Origin of the sequence: Flavonifractor sp. An10, assembly GCF_002161215.1 — a bacterium.
Taxonomy (GTDB): Bacteria; Bacillota; Clostridia; order Oscillospirales; family Oscillospiraceae; genus Flavonifractor; species Flavonifractor avistercoris.
In genome coordinates this window covers 112,584-132,600 of sequence record NZ_NFMB01000010.1, presented here as the reverse complement: position 1 = coordinate 132,600, position 20,017 = coordinate 112,584, and the positions used below count along the sequence as shown (strand labels likewise).

17 protein-coding genes and 1 CRISPR repeat array (1 of these 18 running past the window's edge) are annotated in these 20,017 nt (G+C 63.8%); of the genes, 1 reads left to right on the top strand and 16 read right to left on the bottom strand.

The window, feature by feature from the left end:
* Nucleotides 1-2,275: a CRISPR direct-repeat array (repeat unit 28 nt; unit sequence CTTTTCCCCGCGTATGCGGGGGTGATCC) (it extends 557 nt beyond the left edge of the window).
* A 113-nt stretch (nucleotides 2,276-2,388) separates the two neighbouring features.
* Nucleotides 2,389-2,604: a hypothetical protein gene (locus B5E42_RS16835; protein ID WP_242967203.1), complete on the bottom strand. Its 216-nt coding sequence runs from the start codon at nucleotides 2,602-2,604 to the stop codon at nucleotides 2,389-2,391.
* Between the two features lie 235 nt (nucleotides 2,605-2,839).
* Here B5E42_RS16835 and ppdK point away from each other — a divergent pair, with 235 nt between their 5' ends.
* Nucleotides 2,840-5,479: a pyruvate, phosphate dikinase gene (gene ppdK, locus B5E42_RS16830; protein WP_087241780.1), complete on the top strand. Its 2,640-nt coding sequence runs from the start codon at nucleotides 2,840-2,842 to the stop codon at nucleotides 5,477-5,479.
* 343 nt (nucleotides 5,480-5,822) lie between these two features.
* Here ppdK and larC read toward each other — a convergent pair whose 3' ends face one another.
* From larC to B5E42_RS16755, 15 genes are all read right to left on the bottom strand, one after another.
* Complete coding sequence (gene larC / locus B5E42_RS16825; protein WP_087241778.1) at nucleotides 5,823-7,178, bottom strand: nickel pincer cofactor biosynthesis protein LarC; 1,356 nt, start codon at nucleotides 7,176-7,178, stop codon at nucleotides 5,823-5,825.
* Nucleotides 7,175-7,936 carry a nickel pincer cofactor biosynthesis protein LarB gene (gene larB, locus B5E42_RS16820; RefSeq protein WP_087241776.1) on the bottom strand — a complete coding sequence of 254 codons (762 nt, stop codon included), beginning with the start codon at nucleotides 7,934-7,936 and terminating at the stop codon, nucleotides 7,175-7,177. Before larB ends, larC begins: the two co-directional genes overlap by 4 nt.
* A gap of 4 nt (nucleotides 7,937-7,940) precedes the next feature.
* Nucleotides 7,941-8,684, bottom strand: a complete 744-nt coding sequence (gene larE / locus B5E42_RS16815) for an ATP-dependent sacrificial sulfur transferase LarE (protein ID WP_087241774.1) — start codon at nucleotides 8,682-8,684, stop codon at nucleotides 7,941-7,943.
* 10 nt (nucleotides 8,685-8,694) lie between these two features.
* On the bottom strand, nucleotides 8,695-9,225 hold the full coding sequence (locus B5E42_RS16810; RefSeq protein ID WP_087241889.1) for an FmdE family protein: 531 nt from the start codon (nucleotides 9,223-9,225) through the stop codon (nucleotides 8,695-8,697).
* A 159-nt stretch (nucleotides 9,226-9,384) separates the two neighbouring features.
* On the bottom strand, nucleotides 9,385-11,022 hold the full coding sequence (locus B5E42_RS16805) for an ABC transporter ATP-binding protein (RefSeq protein ID WP_087241772.1): 1,638 nt from the start codon (nucleotides 11,020-11,022) through the stop codon (nucleotides 9,385-9,387).
* Nucleotides 11,007-11,831, bottom strand: a complete 825-nt coding sequence (locus tag B5E42_RS16800; protein WP_087241770.1) for an ABC transporter permease — start codon at nucleotides 11,829-11,831, stop codon at nucleotides 11,007-11,009. The genes B5E42_RS16805 and B5E42_RS16800 overlap by 16 nt, the downstream gene beginning before the upstream one ends.
* Nucleotides 11,828-12,796, bottom strand: a complete 969-nt coding sequence (locus tag B5E42_RS16795) for an ABC transporter permease (protein ID WP_087241768.1) — start codon at nucleotides 12,794-12,796, stop codon at nucleotides 11,828-11,830. The genes B5E42_RS16800 and B5E42_RS16795 overlap by 4 nt, the downstream gene beginning before the upstream one ends.
* A 27-nt stretch (nucleotides 12,797-12,823) precedes the next feature.
* Nucleotides 12,824-14,431 (bottom strand): ABC transporter substrate-binding protein, encoded by a 1,608-nt coding sequence (locus B5E42_RS16790; protein WP_087241766.1) that lies wholly within the window; start codon nucleotides 14,429-14,431, stop codon nucleotides 12,824-12,826.
* A gap of 286 nt (nucleotides 14,432-14,717) precedes the next feature.
* Complete coding sequence (locus B5E42_RS16785; RefSeq protein WP_087241764.1) at nucleotides 14,718-15,812, bottom strand: aldo/keto reductase; 1,095 nt, start codon at nucleotides 15,810-15,812, stop codon at nucleotides 14,718-14,720.
* 29 nt (nucleotides 15,813-15,841) lie between these two features.
* Complete coding sequence (locus B5E42_RS16780; protein WP_204244426.1) at nucleotides 15,842-16,369, bottom strand: zinc-binding dehydrogenase; 528 nt, start codon at nucleotides 16,367-16,369, stop codon at nucleotides 15,842-15,844.
* A gap of 186 nt (nucleotides 16,370-16,555) precedes the next feature.
* Nucleotides 16,556-17,098, bottom strand: a complete 543-nt coding sequence (locus B5E42_RS16775) for a flavodoxin family protein (RefSeq protein ID WP_087241760.1) — start codon at nucleotides 17,096-17,098, stop codon at nucleotides 16,556-16,558.
* Between the two features lie 33 nt (nucleotides 17,099-17,131).
* Entirely contained in the window at nucleotides 17,132-17,761 is a 630-nt protein-coding gene (locus B5E42_RS16770) for a TetR family transcriptional regulator (protein ID WP_087241758.1), read from the bottom strand.
* Between the two features lie 7 nt (nucleotides 17,762-17,768).
* Complete coding sequence (locus tag B5E42_RS16765; protein WP_087241756.1) at nucleotides 17,769-18,236, bottom strand: flavodoxin; 468 nt, start codon at nucleotides 18,234-18,236, stop codon at nucleotides 17,769-17,771.
* Nucleotides 18,237-18,263: 27 nt separating this feature from the next.
* Nucleotides 18,264-19,154: a DUF362 domain-containing protein gene (locus tag B5E42_RS16760; protein WP_087241754.1), complete on the bottom strand. Its 891-nt coding sequence runs from the start codon at nucleotides 19,152-19,154 to the stop codon at nucleotides 18,264-18,266.
* A 439-nt stretch (nucleotides 19,155-19,593) separates the two neighbouring features.
* Nucleotides 19,594-19,926, bottom strand: coding sequence for a nucleotide pyrophosphohydrolase (locus B5E42_RS16755; protein ID WP_087241752.1), 333 nt, complete (start codon nucleotides 19,924-19,926; stop codon nucleotides 19,594-19,596).
* Nucleotides 19,927-20,017: the final 91 nt, after the last annotated feature.

The following is a 20,017-nucleotide window of genomic DNA, read 5'->3' as shown; positions in this document are numbered from 1 at the left end:
CGCGTATGCGGGGGTGATCCCTACCTGATTGTGAACCAGGGGATACCGAGTGCCTTTTCCCCGCGTATGCGGGGGTGATCCTTTCGTAGACAATTTCGAAGCATCGTTCGTCGTCTTTTCCCCGCGTATGCGGGGGTGATCCTCAGGCATGCGGGTGCGTCGGTCTTGGCCAGCACTTTTCCCCGCGTATGCGGGGGTGATCCTGGCAAACAGGACTTGAGCCAGGTTATCACGCGCTTTTCCCCGCGTATGCGGGGGTGATCCACTTCGTGGAGAAGATCTTGTAATGGGAGGAGCTTTTCCCCGCGTATGCGGGGGTGATCCCTGGAAAAAGATTGCCTTGCAAAACTAAATGCACTTTTCCCCGCGTATGCGGGGGTGATCCTTAAATTCGCTTTCAAAGTAATGCGTAAAGGCGCTTTTCCCCGCGTATGCGGGGGTGATCCTAGTTCCCGGGGCCGCATAGGTTTGTCCAGTGACTTTTCCCCGCGTATGCGGGGGTGATCCTAGAGTAACCTCTGTATCAGAGTCTCTTGCAGCCTTTTCCCCGCGTATGCGGGGGTGATCCTATATATACGATATCTCTTGAAGAGCCTGTACCCTTTTCCCCGCGTATGCGGGGGTGATCCTGAAGAGGCTCTGCAAGTGTTTATACAGAATAACTTTTCCCCGCGTATGCGGGGGTGATCCTGCAACAAACCAATCAATTATAGACTGTACTCCCTTTTCCCCGCGTATGCGGGGGTGATCCTGCCCTTGACCATGTACAAGCTATCTTTGATATCTTTTCCCCGCGTATGCGGGGGTGATCCCAGATATGCTGACGGTGAGTAGCATTTTCCTGACTTTTCCCCGCGTATGCGGGGGTGATCCTCAGTATCGATTTGATGAAGATATGATACAGGACTTTTCCCCGCGTATGCGGGGGTGATCCCTATCTAGGTGTATTAGATTGGGACATTTCTAACTTTTCCCCGCGTATGCGGGGGTGATCCTACTACGAAGTCGACGACTTGTACCCTGAACGGCTTTTCCCCGCGTATGCGGGGGTGATCCCAATGATAAAACCCATAGAGGCCCGTCTGATTGCTTTTCCCCGCGTATGCGGGGGTGATCCTCGTGGAGCTTCGATAGGTCAGCGCCTCCATACCTTTTCCCCGCGTATGCGGGGGTGATCCTACGGTGTTATCCTGGAGGAACTGCACCTCATACTTTTCCCCGCGTATGCGGGGGTGATCCTGATTACAGTGAATCTGACAGCGGCAGGATGGTCTTTTCCCCGCGTATGCGGGGGTGATCCGGTTACAGAGCCGCCGGAGGTATATCCAGCCGGCTTTTCCCCGCGTATGCGGGGGTGATCCCTGACGCTTCAACGGCTCATATGCATTTTGGTACTTTTCCCCGCGTATGCGGGGGTGATCCCCGGGATGTAATCCAACAGGATGCGCTCTGGAACTTTTCCCCGCGTATGCGGGGGTGATCCCTTTGGTAGGAAGTACCCGGTAGCCGGTTACAACTTTTCCCCGCGTATGCGGGGGTGATCCTTGCTTCTGCCAAACTTCGCACCCTTTATTGGTCTTTTCCCCGCGTATGCGGGGGTGATCCTTGTGCAAACCAGTTACCAATATTATTAAGAATCTTTTCCCCGCGTATGCGGGGGTGATCCTATAATCGGAACAATTATACCGTATACCCTGCACTTTTCCCCGCGTATGCGGGGGTGATCCCAAACCATCAGCAATAGACATCATACCATCCCACTTTTCCCCGCGTATGCGGGGGTGATCCGAATGGCGCCGGCGTCCTGGTGGAGGCCGAGGCCTTTTCCCCGCGTATGCGGGGGTGATCCTAAGACCTTCTGGCTGTCCCTGATCCCCGCCGTCTTTTCCCCGCGTATGCGGGGGTGATCCCAGTGCCATGCGCACCACTCACCTGCCCGCCATCTTTTCCCTGCGTATGCGGGGGTGATCCTATATGAGAGAAGTTCAAAACAATTTGAACGATCTTTTCCCCGCGTATGCGGGGGTGATCCCGTGCAGCTGCGCACCATCACCGACGAGGAACTCTTTTCCCCGCGTATGCGGGGGTGATCCTAATAATCAACCATCCTGCTCCCTCCGTAGTGCCTTTTCCCCGCGTATGCGGGGGTGATCCCTATCCAGCAACTTGGGGGGGCAAAGGATTTACTTTTCCCCGCGTATGCGGGGGTGATCCTCATACCATGAGAGCAGCTTGTGCCACTGTGTACTTTTCCCCGCGTATGCGGGGGTGATCCCACAAACAGGTGTGCTAATACAGTGTCCCCAACACAGGAAAATGAGCGGGCGACGCTGGCAGTTTTATACACGAATTGCGTCTCTTTTACACGACAGTCTGCGGCACCCGGGCCTATCCCGGGTGCCGCAATTTCACATCACCCCATGCGGCGTCGAAGGAGATGGAGAGCATCTTCTGGTCGCGCTGGACGCAGTAGATGGGCAGCTGGCGGTCGGTGGCAGAGGCCTCCGCCACCGCCGGGGCGTTGACCAGGGCGAACATGGCCGCCGCGGCCAGGGCGCAGGCCAGCACGGTCAGTGTGCGGCGCCGCAGGATCAGGAATTTCATGGTTTGCATCCGCTCCCTTCAGGTCGATCCGATCCGTTTTCCATTTATTATATGAGCCGCGGCGGGGGTGCATGCCGGCCCCGCCGGCCTACGGCCGGAAAAAGTGGTAAAATCTCAGCAAAAACAGAAGAAAACCGATGGGTATCTCTTGCAATCTTTTGGCAAAATGGTATAATGTCTCCGGTTGCTGAATTTGCGAATCGCAGTGTAACGTAAATCTAGGAGGAATGACAAAATGGGCAACGCGCACAAGTATGTGTATCTGTTCTCAGAGGGCAACGGCTCCATGCGGGAGCTGCTGGGCGGCAAGGGCGCCAACCTGGCTGAGATGACCAACCTGGGTATGCCCGTGCCCCAGGGCTTCACCGTCACCACCGAGGCCTGCACCCAGTATTATAACGACGGCCGCCAGATCAACGAGGAGATCCAGGCCCAGATCTACGAGTACCTGGGCAAGATGGAGGAGATCTGCGGCAAGAAGTTTGCCGATCCCGAGAACCCCCTGCTGGTGTCCGTGCGCTCCGGCGCCCGCGCCTCCATGCCCGGCATGATGGACACCATCCTGAACCTGGGCCTGAACGACGTGGTGGTGGAGGGCCTGGCCAAGTTCACCAACAACCCCCGCTTCGCCTACGACTCCTACCGCCGGTTCATCCAGATGTTCTCCGACGTGGTCATGGAGCTGTCCAAGAAGCGCTTTGAGGAGATCATCGACGAGGTCAAGGCCAAGAAGGGCGTCAAGCAGGACGTGGAGCTGGACACCGACGACATGAAGAACCTGGTGGTTCTCTTCAAGGAGTTCTATAAGAAGGAGAAGGGCGAGGACTTCCCCCAGGATCCCAAGGTTCAGCTGATGGAGGCCGTCAAGGCCGTGTTCCGCTCCTGGGACAACCCCCGCGCCAACGTATACCGCCGCATGAACGAGATCCCCTACGACTGGGGCACCGCCGTCAACGTGCAGGCCATGGTCTTCGGCAACTCCGGCAACAAGTCCGGCACCGGCGTGGCCTTCACCCGCAACCCCGCCACCGGTGAGAAGGCCCTGTTCGGCGAGTACCTGATCAACGCCCAGGGCGAGGACGTGGTGGCCGGCGTGCGCACCCCCTCCCCCATCTCCAAGCTGCACGAGGAGATGCCCGAGGTGTACGACCAGTTCGCCGCCATCGCCGACCGGCTGGAGAAGCACTACAAGGACATGCAGGACATGGAGTTCACCATCGAGAACGGCAAGCTCTATATGCTGCAGACCCGCAACGGCAAGCGCACCGCCGTGGCCGCGCTGAAGGTGGCCGTGGATCTGGTGGACGAGGGCATGATCGACGAGAAGGAGGCCGTGTGCCGCGTGGAGCCCAAGCAGCTGGACGCCCTGCTGCACCCCACCTTTGACGCCGAGGCCCTGAAGAAGGCCCAGGCCGTGGGCAAGGGCCTGGCCGCCTCCCCCGGCGCCGCCTGCGGCAAGGTGGTCTTCACCGCCGAGGACGCCAAGGAGTGGCACGAGCGGGGCGAGAAGGTTGTCCTGGTTCGCCTGGAGACCTCTCCCGAGGACATCGAGGGCATGCAGGTCTCCGAGGGCATCCTCACCGTCCGCGGCGGCATGACCTCCCACGCCGCCGTGGTGGCCCGCGGCATGGGCACCTGCTGCGTGTCCGGCTGCGGCGACATCGTGGTGGACTATGAGAACAAGAAGTTCTCCCTGGCCGGCAAGGACTATCACGAGGGCGACTGGATCTCCCTGGACGGCTCCACCGGCAGCATCTACGGCGAGGCCATCCCCACCGTGCCCGCCGATCCCGGCTCCGGCTATTTCGGCCGCCTGATGGGCTGGGCCGACAAGTACCGCCAGCTGATGGTGTACACCAACGCCGACACCCCCCGCGACGCCAAGCAGGGCCGCGCCTTCGGCGCCCAGGGCATCGGCCTGTGCCGCACCGAGCACATGTTCTTTGAGGAGACCCGCATCAAGGCCATGCGCGAGATGATCGTGGCCGACAACACCGAGGATCGCAAGAAGGCCCTGGCCAAGATCATGCCCTATCAGCAGGGCGACTTCGAGGGCCTGTACGAGGCCATGGAGGGCTGCCCGGTTGTCATCCGCTTCCTGGATCCCCCGCTGCACGAGTTCCTGCCCACCAAGGAGGAGGACATCGCGGAGATCGCCAAGGAGATGAACATCACCGTGGAGCGGCTCCACGAGGTCATCGCCTCCCTGCACGAGTTCAACCCCATGATGGGCCACCGCGGCTGCCGTCTGGCCGTCTCCTACCCCGAGATCGCCGAGATGCAGACCACCGCTGTCATCAACGCCGCCATCAACGTGCAGAAGAAGCACCCCGACTGGAAGATGGTGCCCGAGATCATGATCCCCCTGGTGGGCGAGGTCAAGGAGCTCAAGTACGTCAAGGACGTGGTCACCGCCACCGCCGACAAGATCATCAAGGACGCCGGCATCGACATGAAGTATGAGGTGGGCACCATGATCGAGATCCCCCGTGCCGCCCTCACCGCCGACGAGATCGCCACCGAGGCCGAGTTCTTCTCCTTCGGCACCAACGACCTGACCCAGATGACCTTCGGCTTCTCCCGCGACGACGCCGGCAAGTTCCTGAGCTACTACTACGACAAGAAGATCTACGAGTCCGACCCCTTCGCCCACCTGGATCAGAAGGGTGTTGGCAAGCTGGTGAAGATGGCCGCCGACATGGGCCGCGCCACCCGTCCCAGCATCCACCTGGGCATCTGCGGCGAGCACGGCGGCGACCCCACCTCTGTGGAGTTCTGCCACAAGGTGGGCCTGGACTATGTGTCCTGCTCCCCCTACCGTGTGCCCATCGCCCGGCTGGCTGCCGCCCAGGCCGCCATCAAGAACCCCCGCTGAGCGTATTCGGCGCTCCGCTTCTGAGGCAAAAAACACCGCCCCGGCTCTATGGAGCCGGGGCGGTCAGCTTGTCGAAAAGACCTTTTCGACAAGCTGCTGAACTTTTTGAAACTTCAAAAGTTTCAAAAAGTTGTTTGATCCAACGCGAAAGGGAACCCTAACGGTTCATCTCCGCGCCAAGTGCCGCCGCTTTGCGGCGGTTGCGCTCCGAAACGCCCTGTGGGGCAGCCTTTCACACTATCCTTCCCTCCGAATCCTTCGGCCGGAGATTATATCGACAGCCTAACCGCCCCGGCTCTATGGAGCCGGGGCGGTATTCTTTTTTAGTAATCGGTGCCGGGGCTCAGCGGAGGAGCTCCGCCGCCTCCGCCAGGCTGATGCCCTGCTCCCGGGCGATGCGGGCCAGATCCTCATACTCCGGCTTGCTCCGGGAGACACCCCAGCCGGAGGCGGTCTTGACGGTCACCGGGCCGTGGGGGGTGTCCACGGTGCGCTGCTCCCGGGACAGGGTGTAGCGGCGGCACAGGCTCTCCCGCACGCCCAGGGTGGTGGTGTGGCGGAAGATCAGGCGGGCCATCTTCTCCCGATCCTCCGGGCGGCACAGGCAGGTGAGCAGCACGGCGGGGCGGCCCTTCTTCATGCCGATGGGGGTGGTGAATACGTCCAGGGCCCCGACGGAGAGCAGCTCCTCCATGGCAAAGCCCACGGCCTCGCCGGTCATATCGTCCAGGTTGCACCGCAGCTCAACCGCCTCGTCCCCGGTCTCCGCCGTCTCGCCCAGCAGGGCCCGGACACAGTTGGCCGCCTCAAAGTCCTTATTGCCCATGCCGTAGCCGAGCTTCTCCACAGACATGACCGGCATGGAGTCAAATTTCGTGACAAAATGCCTGAGCAGGGCCGCGCCGGTGGGGGTGCACAGCTCCCCGCGGACGGCGCCGCCGTAGATGGGCACGCCCCGGAGGATGTGGGCCGTGGCGGGGGCGGGCACCGGCAGGATGCCGTGGGCGCAGCGCACCTGCCCGCTGCCCACGTGGACGGGGGAGCAGAGCACCTGCTCCGCCCCCAGCTGGTGCATCAGCAGGCAGACGCCCACCACGTCGGCCACCGCGTCCAGCGACCCCACCTCGTGGAAGTGGATCTCCTCCACCGGGCGGCCGTGGGCGCGGCTCTCCGCCTCGGCGATCAGGCCGTACACCGCCTCCGCGTCGGAGCGCACCTGTTCCGGCAGATCCAGGTGGCTCAGCAGGTGGCGGATCTCCCCCATGCCGGTGTGGTGGTGATGGTGGTCATGGTCATGGGAGTGCTCATGCCCATGATCGTGGTCATGAGCATGATGGTGGTCATGGTCATGCGCATGCTCGTGATGGTGATCATAGTCGTGCTCGTGCGCATGCCCGTGGCAGTGCGCATGCTCGTGGTCATGGCCGTGGCCGTGGTGGTCATGGTCATGGATGTGGACGGGGGCCGCCCCGGCGTCCACGTCGCAGCTGATCTCCTCCTGGCCGTTCACCGTCACCGTCACGTGGGTGCCGGTGATGCCGCACTTCACCGACGGCTGGGCGGTCACCTCCACGCCGGGCAGGCCCAGGCCGTTCATCTTGTCCAGGAACGCCGCCTTGTCGTCCACAAGCTCCAGCAGGGCGGCCATGAGCATATCGCCGGCGGCCCCCATGCCGCAGTCCAGATACAGTGTTTTCATCCCTTCTTGCCTCCCATGTGATTGATCATGCTGGCCAGATAACCGGCGCCGAAGCCGTTGTCGATGTTGACCACGCTCACCCCGCTGGCGCAGGAGTTGAGCATGGACAGGAGGGAGGACAGGCCGTGGAAGCAGGCCCCGTAGCCGATGCTGGTGGGCACGGCGATCACCGGGCAGTCGGCCAGGCCGCCGATCACGCTGGCCAGGGCCCCCTCCATGCCCGCGATGGCGATGATCACGTTGGCGCTCATGATCTCCTCCAGGTGGGACAGCAGCCGGTGGAGTCCGGCCACCCCCACGTCGTACAGCCGCGTCACCTCGTTGCCCAGGGCCTCAGCGGTGAGGGCCGCCTCCTCCGCCACCGGCATGTCGCTGGTGCCGCCGGTGGCCACCACCACCTTGCCGCTGCCGTCGGGGACGGGCAGGGCGCCCACGATGCCGATGCGGCCCATCTCGTGGTAGGTGAAGGGGTGGGCGGGGTTGATTTTCTCCGCCGCCTCGGCGGACATGCGGGTGATGAGGATGGTCTCCTGGCCGCCGGCGCGCATGGCGTCCACGATTCCGGCAATCTGCTCCGGAGTCTTGCCCGCGCCGTAGATCACCTCCGCCACACCCTGGCGGAGGCCCCGGTGGCTGTCCAGCTTGGCGTAGCCCAGCTCCTGAAAGGGCTCCAGCTTCAGTTTCAGCAGGGCGTCGTCCACGTTCACCTGTCCGGCGGCCACCTGCTCCAGCAGGGCCTTGATCGCTCTCTGTTCCATGTTCTTATCTCCCCTCCAGATCCAGCAGGATCGGTGTAAAATACGGTTTCAGCGCCGCCTGGATGGCCTCCGCCTCCCGGACGGCCCGCTCCATCTGCCCCTGGGGGAGCTGGAGCCGGGCGGCCCCATGGAACACCCGCACCCGGAAGTCGGTGTACCCCAGGCGGAACAGGGCGTCCTCCGCCCCCTCCACCCGGGCCAGGGTCTCCGCCGTAATGGCCTCCCCGGCGGGCACCCGGGTGGCCAGGCAGGCGTAGGCCGGCTTGTCCCAGGTGAACAGCCCCGCCTCCCTGGAGCGGGCGCGGATCTCGGCCTTGGTGAGCCCGCACTCCCGCAGGGGGGAGCGGACGGACAGCTCCGCCAGGGCTTTCATGCCCGGCCGGTCCCCCGCCTCGTCGGAGGCGTTGGTGCCGTCCAGCAGCACGGGGTATCCGTCGGCCACTGCCCGCTCCTTCAAGGTGCGGAACAGGTTCTGCTTGCAGAAATAGCAGCGATCCGCCGGGTTGGCCGCCACCCGTGGGTCGGCCAGGGCGTCCAGCTCCAGCACCGTCACCTCCGCCCCCAGCCCCTCCGCCAGCTTTCGGGCGTCGGCCAGCTCAAAGGCGGGCTGGAAGGCGGTCTTGATGAAATAGGGCCTGATGTCCGCCCCGGCCTTCACCCCGGCGTACAGCAGGTAGGCCGAGTCCACGCCCCCGGAGAAGCCCAGGGCGCATCTGGGGTTTTCCTGAAAAAATTGTTCCAGCGTCATGGGCAGTCCCTCACACATCAAAGCGGTTGTAGGCCCGGAAGCAGTCCAGGCACAGCTTTTTGCCGTTCTCCAGCCGGAGCAGGTGCTCCGCCGTCACCTCGCCGCAGCCGTCGCAGGGGTAGGACTGGAACATGCGGGCTTTTTCGGGCAGCTCCAGCACTGCGGGCTTCACGTCGAACAGGTCGGCGGGTTCGGCGTCCTGGAGGTAGCGGAAGCGTTCCTCCTTATCCAGCCCCTCCGGAGTGGGCCGGAGCACCAGCCGCACCGACTTGCCGGTCTTCCGGTTGTAGAAGGAGAAGGCCTGCTTGCCCCGGAGGTGGAAGAGCAGGTTGCCCTTGCCCGCGCTGCACCCCAGCAGCACCTGGATGGCATCCACGCCGCAGGCGTCGTTCTCCGAGATGCACACCACGTCCTCGTCCCGGGAGAAGTCCAGCTCCAGCAGCTCCATGGCGTACCGGGCGGCCTGGAAGCCGATGGTCAGGCCGCCGCAGCCGTGGCCGTGGAAGGCCACGCATTTGTCCCAAAGGGCTTGTTTGTCCATCATGGTTCGTCCTCTCTGTGTTTTGTGAATTGGCATCAGGGGAGAGCGGCGGGGGCAAGCCCCCGCCCTACAAATAGGTGCGGGCAGCGGGGCGTTGTGCCCAACGCGCCGGGTCGTCGCGCCCCACGGACGGGGCGGCGCGCACCACGGGCCCCGCCGTCACCCGGCGTCAAACAGGCGGTCAAAGTCCACCCGGATGTGGTCGTTGGGATCCAGCCGCCGCAAGCTGCCCCCCTCCAGCAGGAAGATGCGGTCGGAGATCTTCAAAGCGGCGTCCAGATCGTGGGTGATCATCAGCATGGAGAAGCCCCGGCTGTTCTGGAGGCCCTTCAGCATCCGCAGCAGGTTGGCCTTGCCCGAGGGATCCAGCATGGAGGTGGGCTCGTCGGCGATGAGCAGGGCGGGCTCCATGGTCAGGGCCCGGGCCACCGCCACCCGCTGCTTCTGCCCGCCGGACAGGGCGTGGATGGGCCGGCTGAAAAAGCTGTCGCAGGCGAAGAGGCCCACGTCCTCCAGGGCTTTCGCCGCCGCGTCCTCCCGGAGGTGGCCGGTGAGGCGCATGGGCTCCTCCACCGCCGCCCGGACGGTCATCCGGGGGTTGAGGGCGGCCTGGCTGTCCTGGAGCACCATCTGCACCCCGCCCAGCCGCCGGTGGAGGTCGGTGAAGCGGGCCGGCTCCCCCTGAAACGCCACCGTGCCGCCCCCCTCCAGGGGGAGCAGGCCCGCCAGGGTGCGGGCCAGGGTGGTCTTGCCCGCGCCGGAGCGGCCCACCAGGGAGACGATCTCCCCGCTGTACAGGGTCAGGTCGATGTTCTCCAGCACCTTCTGTCTCCCGAAGGACTTGCTCAGGTTCCGGCAGGAGAGCAGGGTGAGGATGCCGCCCCGGTTGCAGGAGAGCTGCCGCCCGTCGGGCAGCCTTTCCAGCTCCGGCGCGTGGGAGGCGCACGCCGGCAGGCTCTGGGTGCACCGGCCGTAGAAGGGGCAGCCGTGGGGCTCCCGGGTGTAGGCCGCGGTGGTGGGGCGGATGCCCCACATGTCCCGCGCCGGGTTCAGGCCCACCGCCGACTGGAGCAGGCCCCGGGTGTAGGGGTGGCGGGGGTTGTCCAGGATGGCCCGGGTGTCTCCGGCCTCCTCCACATGGCCGTCGTAGAGCACCACCATCCGCTCCGCCAGGTCGGAGGCCAGCTTGAGATCGTGGGTGATGATGAGAAAGGCGGTGCCCAGCTTGCGGTTCAAGTCCCGGATCAGCGCCGTGATCCCCCGGCTGGAGGCCAGATCCAGGGCCCCAGTGGGCTCGTCCAGCAGCACCAGGGGCGGGTTGAGGGCCAGGGCGCTGGCCAGCAGGAATTTCTGCACCATGCCGCCGTACAGCTCCCGGGGGTAGCGGGACAGATCCCCCTCCTCCAGGCCCACCAGGGCCATCAGCTCCCGCGCCCGCCGGGCCAGGGCCTCCCCCCGGTACGCCCGGCACAGCACCTCCCTCAGGTGCTCCGCCAGGGTGAGGGAGGGGTTGAGCCACTCCGCCGAGGTTTGGAAGGAGAGGGCGAACTCTTTCATCCGCAGGGGCTTCCGGTCGCGCTCCTTCATGCCCAGCAGCTCCCGGCCGTTGAGGAGCACCTCCCCGCTGACCCGGGCCATGGGGTCGGACAGGCAGGCGATGGCCCGGGCCAGGGTGGTCTTGCCGCTGCCCGACTCCCCCACCAGGGCCAGGATCTCCCCCCGCTCCAGGGTGAAGCTCACCGGGTGGAGGGTGAACTCCGGAAAGGAGACCGACAGATTCTTTACTTCCAGGAGCATGGGTGACGCCTCCTCTCTTGCTGTTCCAGCCCGGCCACCAGCAGCCGCAGCAGCAGGGTGGACAGGAGCAGGGCCCCCACCGGGGCCAGAATCCACCACTTCCAGAACTGGGTGCGGTAGATGCCGGGGAAGTCCACGGCCCGGGCGATCATCATGCCCCAGGACCGGGCCAGGGGATCGGACAGGCCCAGGAAGGCCAGGGACGACTCCTGGAGGATGGCCCTCCCCACCACCGCCAGGGAGTTGATGGTGAGCAGGGGCCAGAGCTCGTGGCCGATGTGGGTGCGGATGAGGTACCAGGGCCCGCCGCCGTAGAGCCGGGCCAGCTGCACATAGTCCCGGCGGCGCACCGAGATGGTCTTGGCCCGCAGCTGCTTGGCGATGGGGGCCCAGGAGAACAGGGCGATGATCCAGATGATGTTCCAGGTGCTCTGGCCCAGGAAGGCCCCGATGACGATCATGACGGGCAGCTGGGGGATGGACAGCAGCACCTGGATCAGAAAGGAGACGGCCAGATCCACCCAGCCCCCCGCAAACCCGGCCAGCACCCCCAGCACGCCCCCCACCAGAAAGGTGAAGGCGGCGGCGGCCAGGCCGATGCCCATGCTGCGGAAGTAGCCGGCGGAGAGCTGGGCATAGATGTCCACCCCCAGGTTGTCGGTGCCCAGCCAGTGGGTGGCGGAGGGGGCCTCCAGGGAGTCCCCGGAGGGCAGCTGGGCCGGGTGGGGGTAGCCGGTGAGGCCCCACAGGAAGAACAGAGTGAGCAGGCCCAGCAGCACCAGGGGGAGCAGCCAGGATTTCCGTTTCACAGCCCATCCTCCTCTCCGTCCAGACGGCGGTTGACCAGATCCGCCGCCGCCAGGCTCACCAGCACCAGCACGGCGGACAGGAGGAACACCCCCTGGAGCATGGGGTAGTCCCGGTACTGCACCGCCTCCCGCAATACGGTGCCCAGGCCGGGGTAGGCGAACACGTTCTCCACCAGGATGGTGCCCCCCACCGCGCCGCCCACGCTGAGAAAGAGCCGGGCCACGATGGGGGTGGCGGCGTTGCGCAGGATGTAGCGGGTGCGGATGCGGCCCTCCCTCAGGCCCTTGGCCCGGGCGTGGGTCAGATAGGGCTTTTCCAGAATGGAGAGAAAGCTGGCCCGGGCGGTGAAGAAAAACCGGGGGACGGTGACCAGGGTGAGGGCGGCCACGGGCATGAGGCTGTGGAGCAGGATGTCCCCCAGCCGGGCCCAGAGACTGCCGTACTCGGCGAAGGCGGTATAGGCCCCCGACAGGGGGATCCACGCCACCCGGGCGGCCACCAGGAAGAGCAGCAGCACGCCGGTAAGGAAGGGGGGCACCTCCGCCAGGGCGGAGAGGACGGGGTAGAGCACCCGGTCGGCCCAGCGTCGCCGCACGCACCACAGGGCCAGGCCCACCCCGATCACCAGGCTCAGGGCCAGGGAGGCCCCCAGGATCCACAGGCTCCAGGGCAGGCGCTCCAGCAGCACCTCCCCCACCGGCCGGCGGTAGTGGATGCTCTGGCCGAAGTCCCCGCGGAGGTTGCTCCACAGGGTGTCCCCGAGCTGTTCCCAGAAGGGCTTGTCCAGGCCGTAGTAGGCCCGCAGCTGCTCCTTCTGCTCCTCCGAGTAGGCCACGCTGCCGTCGTCCCCGGCGGCGGAGGATACGTAGTCGAAGGGATCCCCGGGCATGAGGCGGGGTATGGTGAAATTGATCAGATAGATCACCAGGAAGGCCCCCAACAGCATCAGCAGTTTTCTTCTCATGGAACCCCTTCCCCGGCCGGGGATGACTCAGCGCGCCATGTAGGACAGGCGGTTCTGCTCCGCCTGCTGGTAGGCGTAGGTCTTCATCCAGCCGTCGTAGTAGTCGGTGCGGTACATGGAGTAGGTGGACTGGTTGGCGATGACGAAGATGGGGATCTCCTGGCTCACCAGCAGCTCCAGCTCCCGGAACAGCTCCACCCGCGCGTCGAAGTCGGTCTCCGCGGCCTGGGCCTCCGCCAGGGCGGTCATCTCCGGGTTGGAGTAGCCGATGGCCCCCATATAGATGGGGCTGGTGCCGGTGAACTTGGCGGTGTCGGAGAACAGGGTGCGCATATAGGTGGGGGGATTGTTGCCCCAGCCGCCGTTGCCCACCAGGGCGAACTGGTAACTGCCGTCGTTGACCATCTGATCCCGGGTGGCGGAGTCGTGGGACTCCACCGTCACCTCCACGCCCGCGGCGGTGAGGCCGTTGCGGATGAGCTCCGCGATGGCCAGGTCGTCGGCGCCGTCGGAGCACAGGAGGGTGATCGAGAGGCCCCGGCCCTCCAGGGCGGCCCGGGCCGCCTCCGGGTCGTAGTCGTACTGCACCACGTCCTCGTTGTAGTACAGGCTGCCCTGGGGGACGTACCCGGCGCTGCCCACCGTGCCCGCGCCCCGGAACACGCTGTCCACCACGCTCTGCCGGTCAATGGCGGCGTACACCGCCTGCCGCAGGGGCAGCTCCAGGAAGTCGGGGCAGGCCTCGTAGTTGATGAGCAGCTTGTAGCCGAAGTCGTTGGCCTTCTCCACCACGCCGATGGTCGGGTCGCTGAGGTAGGTGTCCATCAGGTCGGCGGGCAGGTCGGTGATGTGGATCTCCCCGTTCTCAAAGGCCAGCAGGGCGTCGCTCACCGGCACGAACTGGATCTTCTCCGCCCCCTGAGTGCCGTTGCACCAGCCGTCGAAGGCGGTGAACTCATAGCTGCCGGCAGCCCCGTCGTAGGCGGTGCAGGAATAGGCCCCGCTGCCCGTCAGATAGCCGTCGCCGGTGTAGGTGTAGGGGTCGTCCACGTTCTCCCAGATGTGCTTTGGGAGAATTACGAAGGAACCCAGATTGGACAGGGTGTCGGCGTCGGCCTCCTTCACGGTGATGGTGATGGTCTGCCCGTCCACCACGGTGTAGTGATCCACAATCCAGCCCTCGCCGGCCCCCAGGGGGTTGGTCACCGGGGGGTGCTCCTGATAGTAGTCCAGGGTGAAGGCCACGTCGGCGGTGGTGAGGGGCTCCCCGTCCTGGAACCGGGCGTTCTCAAAGAGGGTGAAGGTGTAGTCATTGCCGTCCATGGACCAGCTTTCCGCCAGCCAGGGCACGTCCCCCTCCTCATCCTTCTCCAGCAGGCTGCCGTACACCAGGCGCATCTTGGCCGTGCCCGGGCCCCGGGAGTTGTGGAGGAAGGGGTTGGGCGCGCCGTAGTCGGTGCCCCCCTCCAGGCGGAGGGTGTCCACCCGATACTCTGATGCGGCGGCGGGGCTCTCCGACCCCGACGGGATCCCGCTTCCGCCTGTCTGCTCTGTGCCGCCGCAGCCCGCCAGCAGGCCCAGGCTCAGGGCCCCGGCCAGGGTCAGGCTGACCGCCTTTTTTCCGATGTGCTTCATATCCGTGTCTCCTTTTTGCCCCGGGACGCAAAAAAGTTCACCATGTGCACCTCTTGTGCACATGGTGAACTTCCATTCACCGGTTCTGCTGCGCCGGGGGATTGCGTGAAAAAAGGCTTCGGCCTCTCCAAGACCGCTTCTGCGGTTCAGTGGTGTTCAGTATAGCAGAGGCTCCGCCCCTTGTCAACCCGGGATTTTCCGATCTTTTCTTCCCCCGGTGGCCGGGTCAGGCGGAGGCTATCCCTCGCCGCGGCCGGGGATGCCGCGCGGCGGCCCCTGTACCCGCTTACCGCCCAAAGTATTCCGCGATGGTCTTCATCCGGTTCGACTGGGCCACGTGGAAGGGGCAGCGGCGGTCGCAGTGGCCGCAGGAGACGCAGTCGGAGGCGTGCTTTTCCAGCTTGGCATAGTGATCCGCCGCCATGGCGTCGCCGATCTTGGCCAGGTCGTAATACTTGTTGATAAGGCCGATGTTCAGCCCGGCGGGACAGGGGGCGCAGTGGTTGCAGTACACGCAGGTGCCCGTGACGTCCTTGGGGGTGAACGTCCCTAGGACGGAGTAGTCCCGCTCCTCCGGGGAGGCGTCCAGCCAGGAGAGCGCCTCCTTCATGTCCTCCAGGTTCCGGATGCCGGGCAGCACTGTCAGCACCCCCGGCTTATCCAGAGCGTACTGGAGACACTGTACCTTGGTGAGGGCCCTGCCGAAGGGGGAGGTCTTGTCGTTGAGCAGCTGTCCGGCGGAGTAGGGCTTCATCACAGAAATCCCGATCCCCTCCGCCTCGCAGCGCTGGTAGAGCTTCATCCGCTCCGACGCGCTGCCGATGGCAAACTCCCCGTGCTGGTAGTCGTAGGCGGGGTTGATGGAGAACATCAGCTGCTCCACCAGGCCGGTGTCCAGAATTTTCTGGATCAGCTCCGGCGTGTGGGAGCTCAGGCCGATGTGCCGCACCACGCCGGACTGCTTCATCTCCAGCAGGCAGTCCAGTACGCCGTTTTTCTGGTATGCCTTCCAGTCCCGCTCCTCGTCCAGGCAGTGGATCATGCCGAAGTCGATGTAGTCGGTTTTCAGCTCCTTCAGCTGCCAGTCCACCTGGCGCTTGACGGTGTCCAAATCCGTAGTCCAGCCGTACTCGCCGCTCTCATAGTTGGCGCCAAAGTGGATCTGATAGAACAGCTCCCTGCGCACGGAGCCCAGGGCCGCACCCACATAGGGGAAGGTCTTGGCCCCGGCGGTGGCGAAGTCCAGGTAGTTGACCCCGTGCTCATAGGCATAGTTCAGGGCGGCGGCCGCCTCCCGCTCCGTGGTGTCAAAGATGGGGCCGGTGCCGATGCCGATGACGCCGATTTTGTCCCCGGTCTTGGGGTGAATTCTGTATTCCATCTGCGTTCCTCCTGATCAGGTTCGATTCATCAGGGCTTGACCACAAACTTGACCATGGGGTCGTTGGGGTCAATCTGCCGCTCCAGGGCGTGCTGAAGCCCCTCCAGGGGGAGCACCTCGGTCACATACTTCTCCGGGTCGATCATGCCGCCGGCGATGAGGTCGATGGTCTCCTCAAACTCCTTGCGGGTGCAGGAGACGCTGCCGATGAGGGTCATCTCCTGGAGCACCGCCCGGTTCATGGCAAAGGGAATCTCCGGGTCGATGGAGTTGCCGATCATCACAATCTTTCCGCCGGGGCGCACCCCGTCCACGCAGGCGGCCAGAGCAGAGGACGCACCCACCGCCTCGAAGGCGATGTCAAAGCCGCCGTGGGAGGCCTCCTGGAGCACCCTGCCACTGCCGGCTTTCCACATGTGCACGTCGCTGCCGCACACGCCGCAGGCGGACACCTTGATCTCGATCTCACCGGGCTTCAGGACGGGCACCGGCACCTCCTTGACCTCGATGGCCTGTGGGCCGGTCAGGACAGCGGCCTTCATCCTTCTCCGTTCCATCCGATTACGATTCTCCTTATTCTGCAGATTATTTTAGGACTTGTTTGAAAATTGGCGATGTGCCCAGCGGCGAGGGATTTGGGGCCGCTGGCAAGCAATTTTTTCGCAGGAATCCTGGCGGATTTCAAGAAAAAATTGTGCCGTCCAGGGGACGAAAGATCCGCCGATTGGGCATGTTGACATGTTTCAAACAGGCTCTAGACTCCGGCCCAGCTCATAGGCCTCTCCGGGGTAGCGGGTGTGCTTTGTCATGGGCAGGGTTCCGCAGCCCTTGCCCAGCACCATGCCCTGGTCGTCCAGATCCAGGTAGCGCACCAGGGTGCGGTAGTGGGCCTCCAGGGCCTCGAAAGTCCAGCCGTCCGCGTTCCAGGCGGCGGAGAGCAGGGCGGACTTCATGTGCTTCCGGGTGATGCTGCTGTTGATGGCGCAGAACCGGTCCACCAGGATTTTCAGCTGGGCGGACATCCCGTAGTAGTACAGGGGGGTCACAAATACCAGCATGTCCGCGTCCAGGATCTGTCTGCGGAACTGCTCCATGTCGTCCTTCTGGACGCAGGGGCCCTCATACCCGCAGCGGACGCATCCGGTACAGGGGTGCAGGTCGGCGTGGGCCGCGTCGATGACCTCCACCGCATGGCCGGCCTCCTTGGCGCCGCGGATGAATTCCTCCGCCAGGAAATTGGAGGAGCCGTGCCGGTTGGGGCTGCCCTCCAAAACAAGAATCTTCATTTGAACTGCCTCCTTGCACTCGCCGGGGGCCCCTTACACAAAGGCCCGCAAAAGATTGCCCACAAAGGACTTTGTCAGCTCGTAGATGGAGGTTTGGATGTACTCCACGTGGGCCGCCTCCATGGCCGCCAGCTGTTTCTCCGTGTGGGAGGTGTAGGGGTAGACGCCGAACAGGAAGGGGAAAAAGGCGTAGAGGAAGGTCTGGATTTCATCCGCGGTCAGGCTGGGAAAGGCCTTCTCCAGGCAGCGGGTGACCGCCCGCAGCGCGCCGGCGTATGCCAGCTTGAAGGCCACCAGGTTCTCCAGCCGGCTGTTTCCCTCCATGTCATAGAGGTTCATGCACATCAGCTTCAGCATACACTTCCGCTTTTCCAGCATGCGGGCCATCCGGTCTGCAAATTCCTCCACGGACAGGGCCCCGCCCTGCCGGGCCAGCTCCTCCAGATCGGCGATCCAGGCCTCGTGCTCCCGCTGGAGCAGGGCCAGGAAGATCTCCTCCTTGGTCTGGAAGTAGTTGTAGATGGAGGTGCGGGTGAAGGAGGTCTTGGCCCCGATGTCCCGGATGGTGATGTCCCGGAAGCCCATGGTCTCATACAACGCCGCGCAGGCGTCGATGATTTCCTCCTTCCTGGCGTGGGTCAGCTCTTCCGATCCCTTGGGCATGGCCGCCTCACATTCCCAGAGCGGACTTGGCCCAGGCCGCCGCGCCGCGGTTCACCAGCCCGCCCCGCTTCCAGTCGGCCTTGGGGCAGTGGGCCTCCAGGCTCTTCTCCGCCTTGCTGATGCCGCTGCCGCCGGAGGTGGCAAAGGGGATGAGGGTCTTGCCGGAAAAGTCATAGCTCTCCAGGAAGGTGTCCACGATCCGGGGCTCCACATACCACCAGACGGGGAAGCCCACGAACACCGTGTCATACTGCTCCATGTGCTCCACCGCGCCGGCAATGGCGGGGCGGCAGGCGGGGTCGTTCATCTCGACGGTGCTGCGGCTCTTCTTGTCCATCCAGTTCAGATCGGCCTGGGAATAGGGCTCCGCCGGGCGGATCTCATACAAATCCGCCCCCACGGCGTCCGCGATCTCCTTGGCCGCCCGGGCGGTCACGCCGCTGGCGGAAAAATAGGCCACCAATGTTTTGCTCATCACGTTTTCCTCCATTCCAATCCGATTTTACAGCTCAATCAGCTCATATTCCCGGGTGCCGAAGCCCAGCTCGGCGGCCGCCTCAATGGTGTGTATGCCGTTGCGGCTGTTTACCCGCTCCATAAAGTGCTCCCTGCCGGGGGCGTCGGAGTTCACCACCAGGTCGATGCAGGCCTGGTCGATGGCCACCGGATCCAGAGAGGCCAGGATGCCGATGTCCTTCATGCAGGGATCCTCCGCCACCTCACAGCAGTCGCAGTCCACCGACAGGTTCTTCATCACGTTGATGCAGGCGATGCGCCCTTTGAAGTGCTCGGCCACGCACATGGCGGCGTCGGCCATGGCCTCGGGGAACGCCGCGCTGTCGGCGTGCTCCTCCCAGGTCTTGAACCGGTCGTCCGTCTTGCCGGCGGAGTGGATCAGGGCCTTGCCCCCGGCGCTGGCACAGCCGATGGACAGCTGTTTCAGGGCCCCGCCGTAGCCGCCGGCGGGGTGGCCCTTGAAGTGGGCCAGCACCAGCATGGAGTCGTAGTTTTCGATGTTCCTGCCCAGGTGATCCTCCTTCAGGATTTTCCCGCCGGGGATGGGCCACACCACGTCCGGCCCCTCGGCGTCCATCAGATCCACGCCGAAATACTTCGTCCAGCCGTGCTCCTCCAGGAGCCTGCGGTGGCTCTCCGTGTGATCCCGGACGCCGCCGGCGGCATCCCCGTAAGCGGTGTTGCACTCCACGACGGTGCCGTGAACCGCCTCCACCATGGGCCGCCAGAACTCCGGGCGGAGGAAGTTCTGGTTCCCCTTCTCCCCGGAGTGAACCTTTACAGCCACCTTTCCGGGCAGCTCCACCCCCAGGGCGCGGTACAGCTCAACGACCTTTTCCGGGGTGATCTCTCTGGTAAAATACACGTTTGCCTTCATAACAGCTCTCCTTGTTCGAAGTCCAGAAATGGCGGTTTCGGGAACCGTCCTGCGCACATTCTGACTCTGTGTCAGCACATACAATATAGCACAGTTCTGACACGGTGTCAATCCTCTCTTTCGCCGTCCGGAATCAAAAAGCGCCGGAGCAAAGCAAGCTTTGCTCCGGCGTGCAGCGTGTCGAAAAAGCGGCAAAGCCGCTTTTTCGACACGCTGAAAATGTGGGCTGAGAAATCATATTCTCAGCCCACATTTTATCCATACTTATCTGGCCGCTCTGCCGTCCCATCACCCTCCATCCCTCCCTATTTCAGTTATACCATAGAGTTGGAGTTTGGTGGGACTTTGTCAACAGGTCCAACCCTTGACACTGCATTATCAAAAGGCCGAGGGCAGGGCCTGTATGCAAGCTGTAGTGCATGGCAGGGCGTGCAGGACCTCAGAGGTCAGTATATTTTGTGCTGCGTCCCATGCACTTTTCTACCGGGTATTTTCGAACATTCTTTTCCAGCTTCTTCATCACAATTTCGTCCAGATCAAATCCGAGGTCATCTGCCAGCATGGCGGCATAAATCAGTACATCCGCCAGTTCATCCTGCAGTTGGCCGGTCTTAACGCCTACCACGTCCTCGCTGTGCTTCCATTGGAACAATTCCAGCAGTTCCGAGGCCTCCAGAGAGATTGAGATGGCTAGATCCTTTGGGTTGTGGAATTGCCGCCAGTGCCGCTCATCCCGGAAACGGTTGATTGCCTGGATCGTTTCTCGTCTCATAACAGTCCAACGACCTCCATAAAGTGCTGCTTCAGGGCTGGATCCTCAAAGTAAACCCGAATCCCGCTGATTCCTCTTGTGAGGAGCACAT

Excerpts from the sequence above, each read along its gene's own strand:
- B5E42_RS16775 (WP_087241760.1), bottom strand. The coding sequence starts at position 17,098 with ATGAAGATTCTTGTTTTGGAGGGCAGCCCCAACCGGCACGGCTCCTCC.
- B5E42_RS16765 (WP_087241756.1), bottom strand. The coding sequence starts at position 18,236 with ATGAGCAAAACATTGGTGGCCTATTTTTCCGCCAGCGGCGTGACCGCC.
- B5E42_RS16770 (WP_087241758.1), bottom strand. The coding sequence starts at position 17,761 with ATGCCCAAGGGATCGGAAGAGCTGACCCACGCCAGGAAGGAGGAAATC.
- B5E42_RS16755 (WP_087241752.1), bottom strand. The coding sequence starts at position 19,926 with ATGAGACGAGAAACGATCCAGGCAATCAACCGTTTCCGGGATGAGCGG.
- ppdK (WP_087241780.1), top strand. The coding sequence starts at position 2,840 with ATGGGCAACGCGCACAAGTATGTGTATCTGTTCTCAGAGGGCAACGGC.
- larE (WP_087241774.1), bottom strand. The coding sequence starts at position 8,684 with ATGACGCTGGAACAATTTTTTCAGGAAAACCCCAGATGCGCCCTGGGC.
- B5E42_RS16795 (WP_087241768.1), bottom strand. The coding sequence starts at position 12,796 with ATGAGAAGAAAACTGCTGATGCTGTTGGGGGCCTTCCTGGTGATCTAT.
- B5E42_RS16785 (WP_087241764.1), bottom strand. The coding sequence starts at position 15,812 with ATGGAATACAGAATTCACCCCAAGACCGGGGACAAAATCGGCGTCATC.
- larB (WP_087241776.1), bottom strand. The coding sequence starts at position 7,936 with ATGGAACAGAGAGCGATCAAGGCCCTGCTGGAGCAGGTGGCCGCCGGA.
- B5E42_RS16810 (WP_087241889.1), bottom strand. The coding sequence starts at position 9,225 with ATGGACAAACAAGCCCTTTGGGACAAATGCGTGGCCTTCCACGGCCAC.
- B5E42_RS16805 (WP_087241772.1), bottom strand. The coding sequence starts at position 11,022 with ATGCTCCTGGAAGTAAAGAATCTGTCGGTCTCCTTTCCGGAGTTCACC.
- B5E42_RS16790 (WP_087241766.1), bottom strand. The coding sequence starts at position 14,431 with ATGAAGCACATCGGAAAAAAGGCGGTCAGCCTGACCCTGGCCGGGGCC.
- B5E42_RS16835 (WP_242967203.1), bottom strand. The coding sequence starts at position 2,604 with ATGAAATTCCTGATCCTGCGGCGCCGCACACTGACCGTGCTGGCCTGC.
- B5E42_RS16780 (WP_204244426.1), bottom strand. The coding sequence starts at position 16,369 with ATGGAACGGAGAAGGATGAAGGCCGCTGTCCTGACCGGCCCACAGGCC.
- larC (WP_087241778.1), bottom strand. The coding sequence starts at position 7,178 with ATGAAAACACTGTATCTGGACTGCGGCATGGGGGCCGCCGGCGATATG.
- B5E42_RS16760 (WP_087241754.1), bottom strand. The coding sequence starts at position 19,154 with ATGAAGGCAAACGTGTATTTTACCAGAGAGATCACCCCGGAAAAGGTC.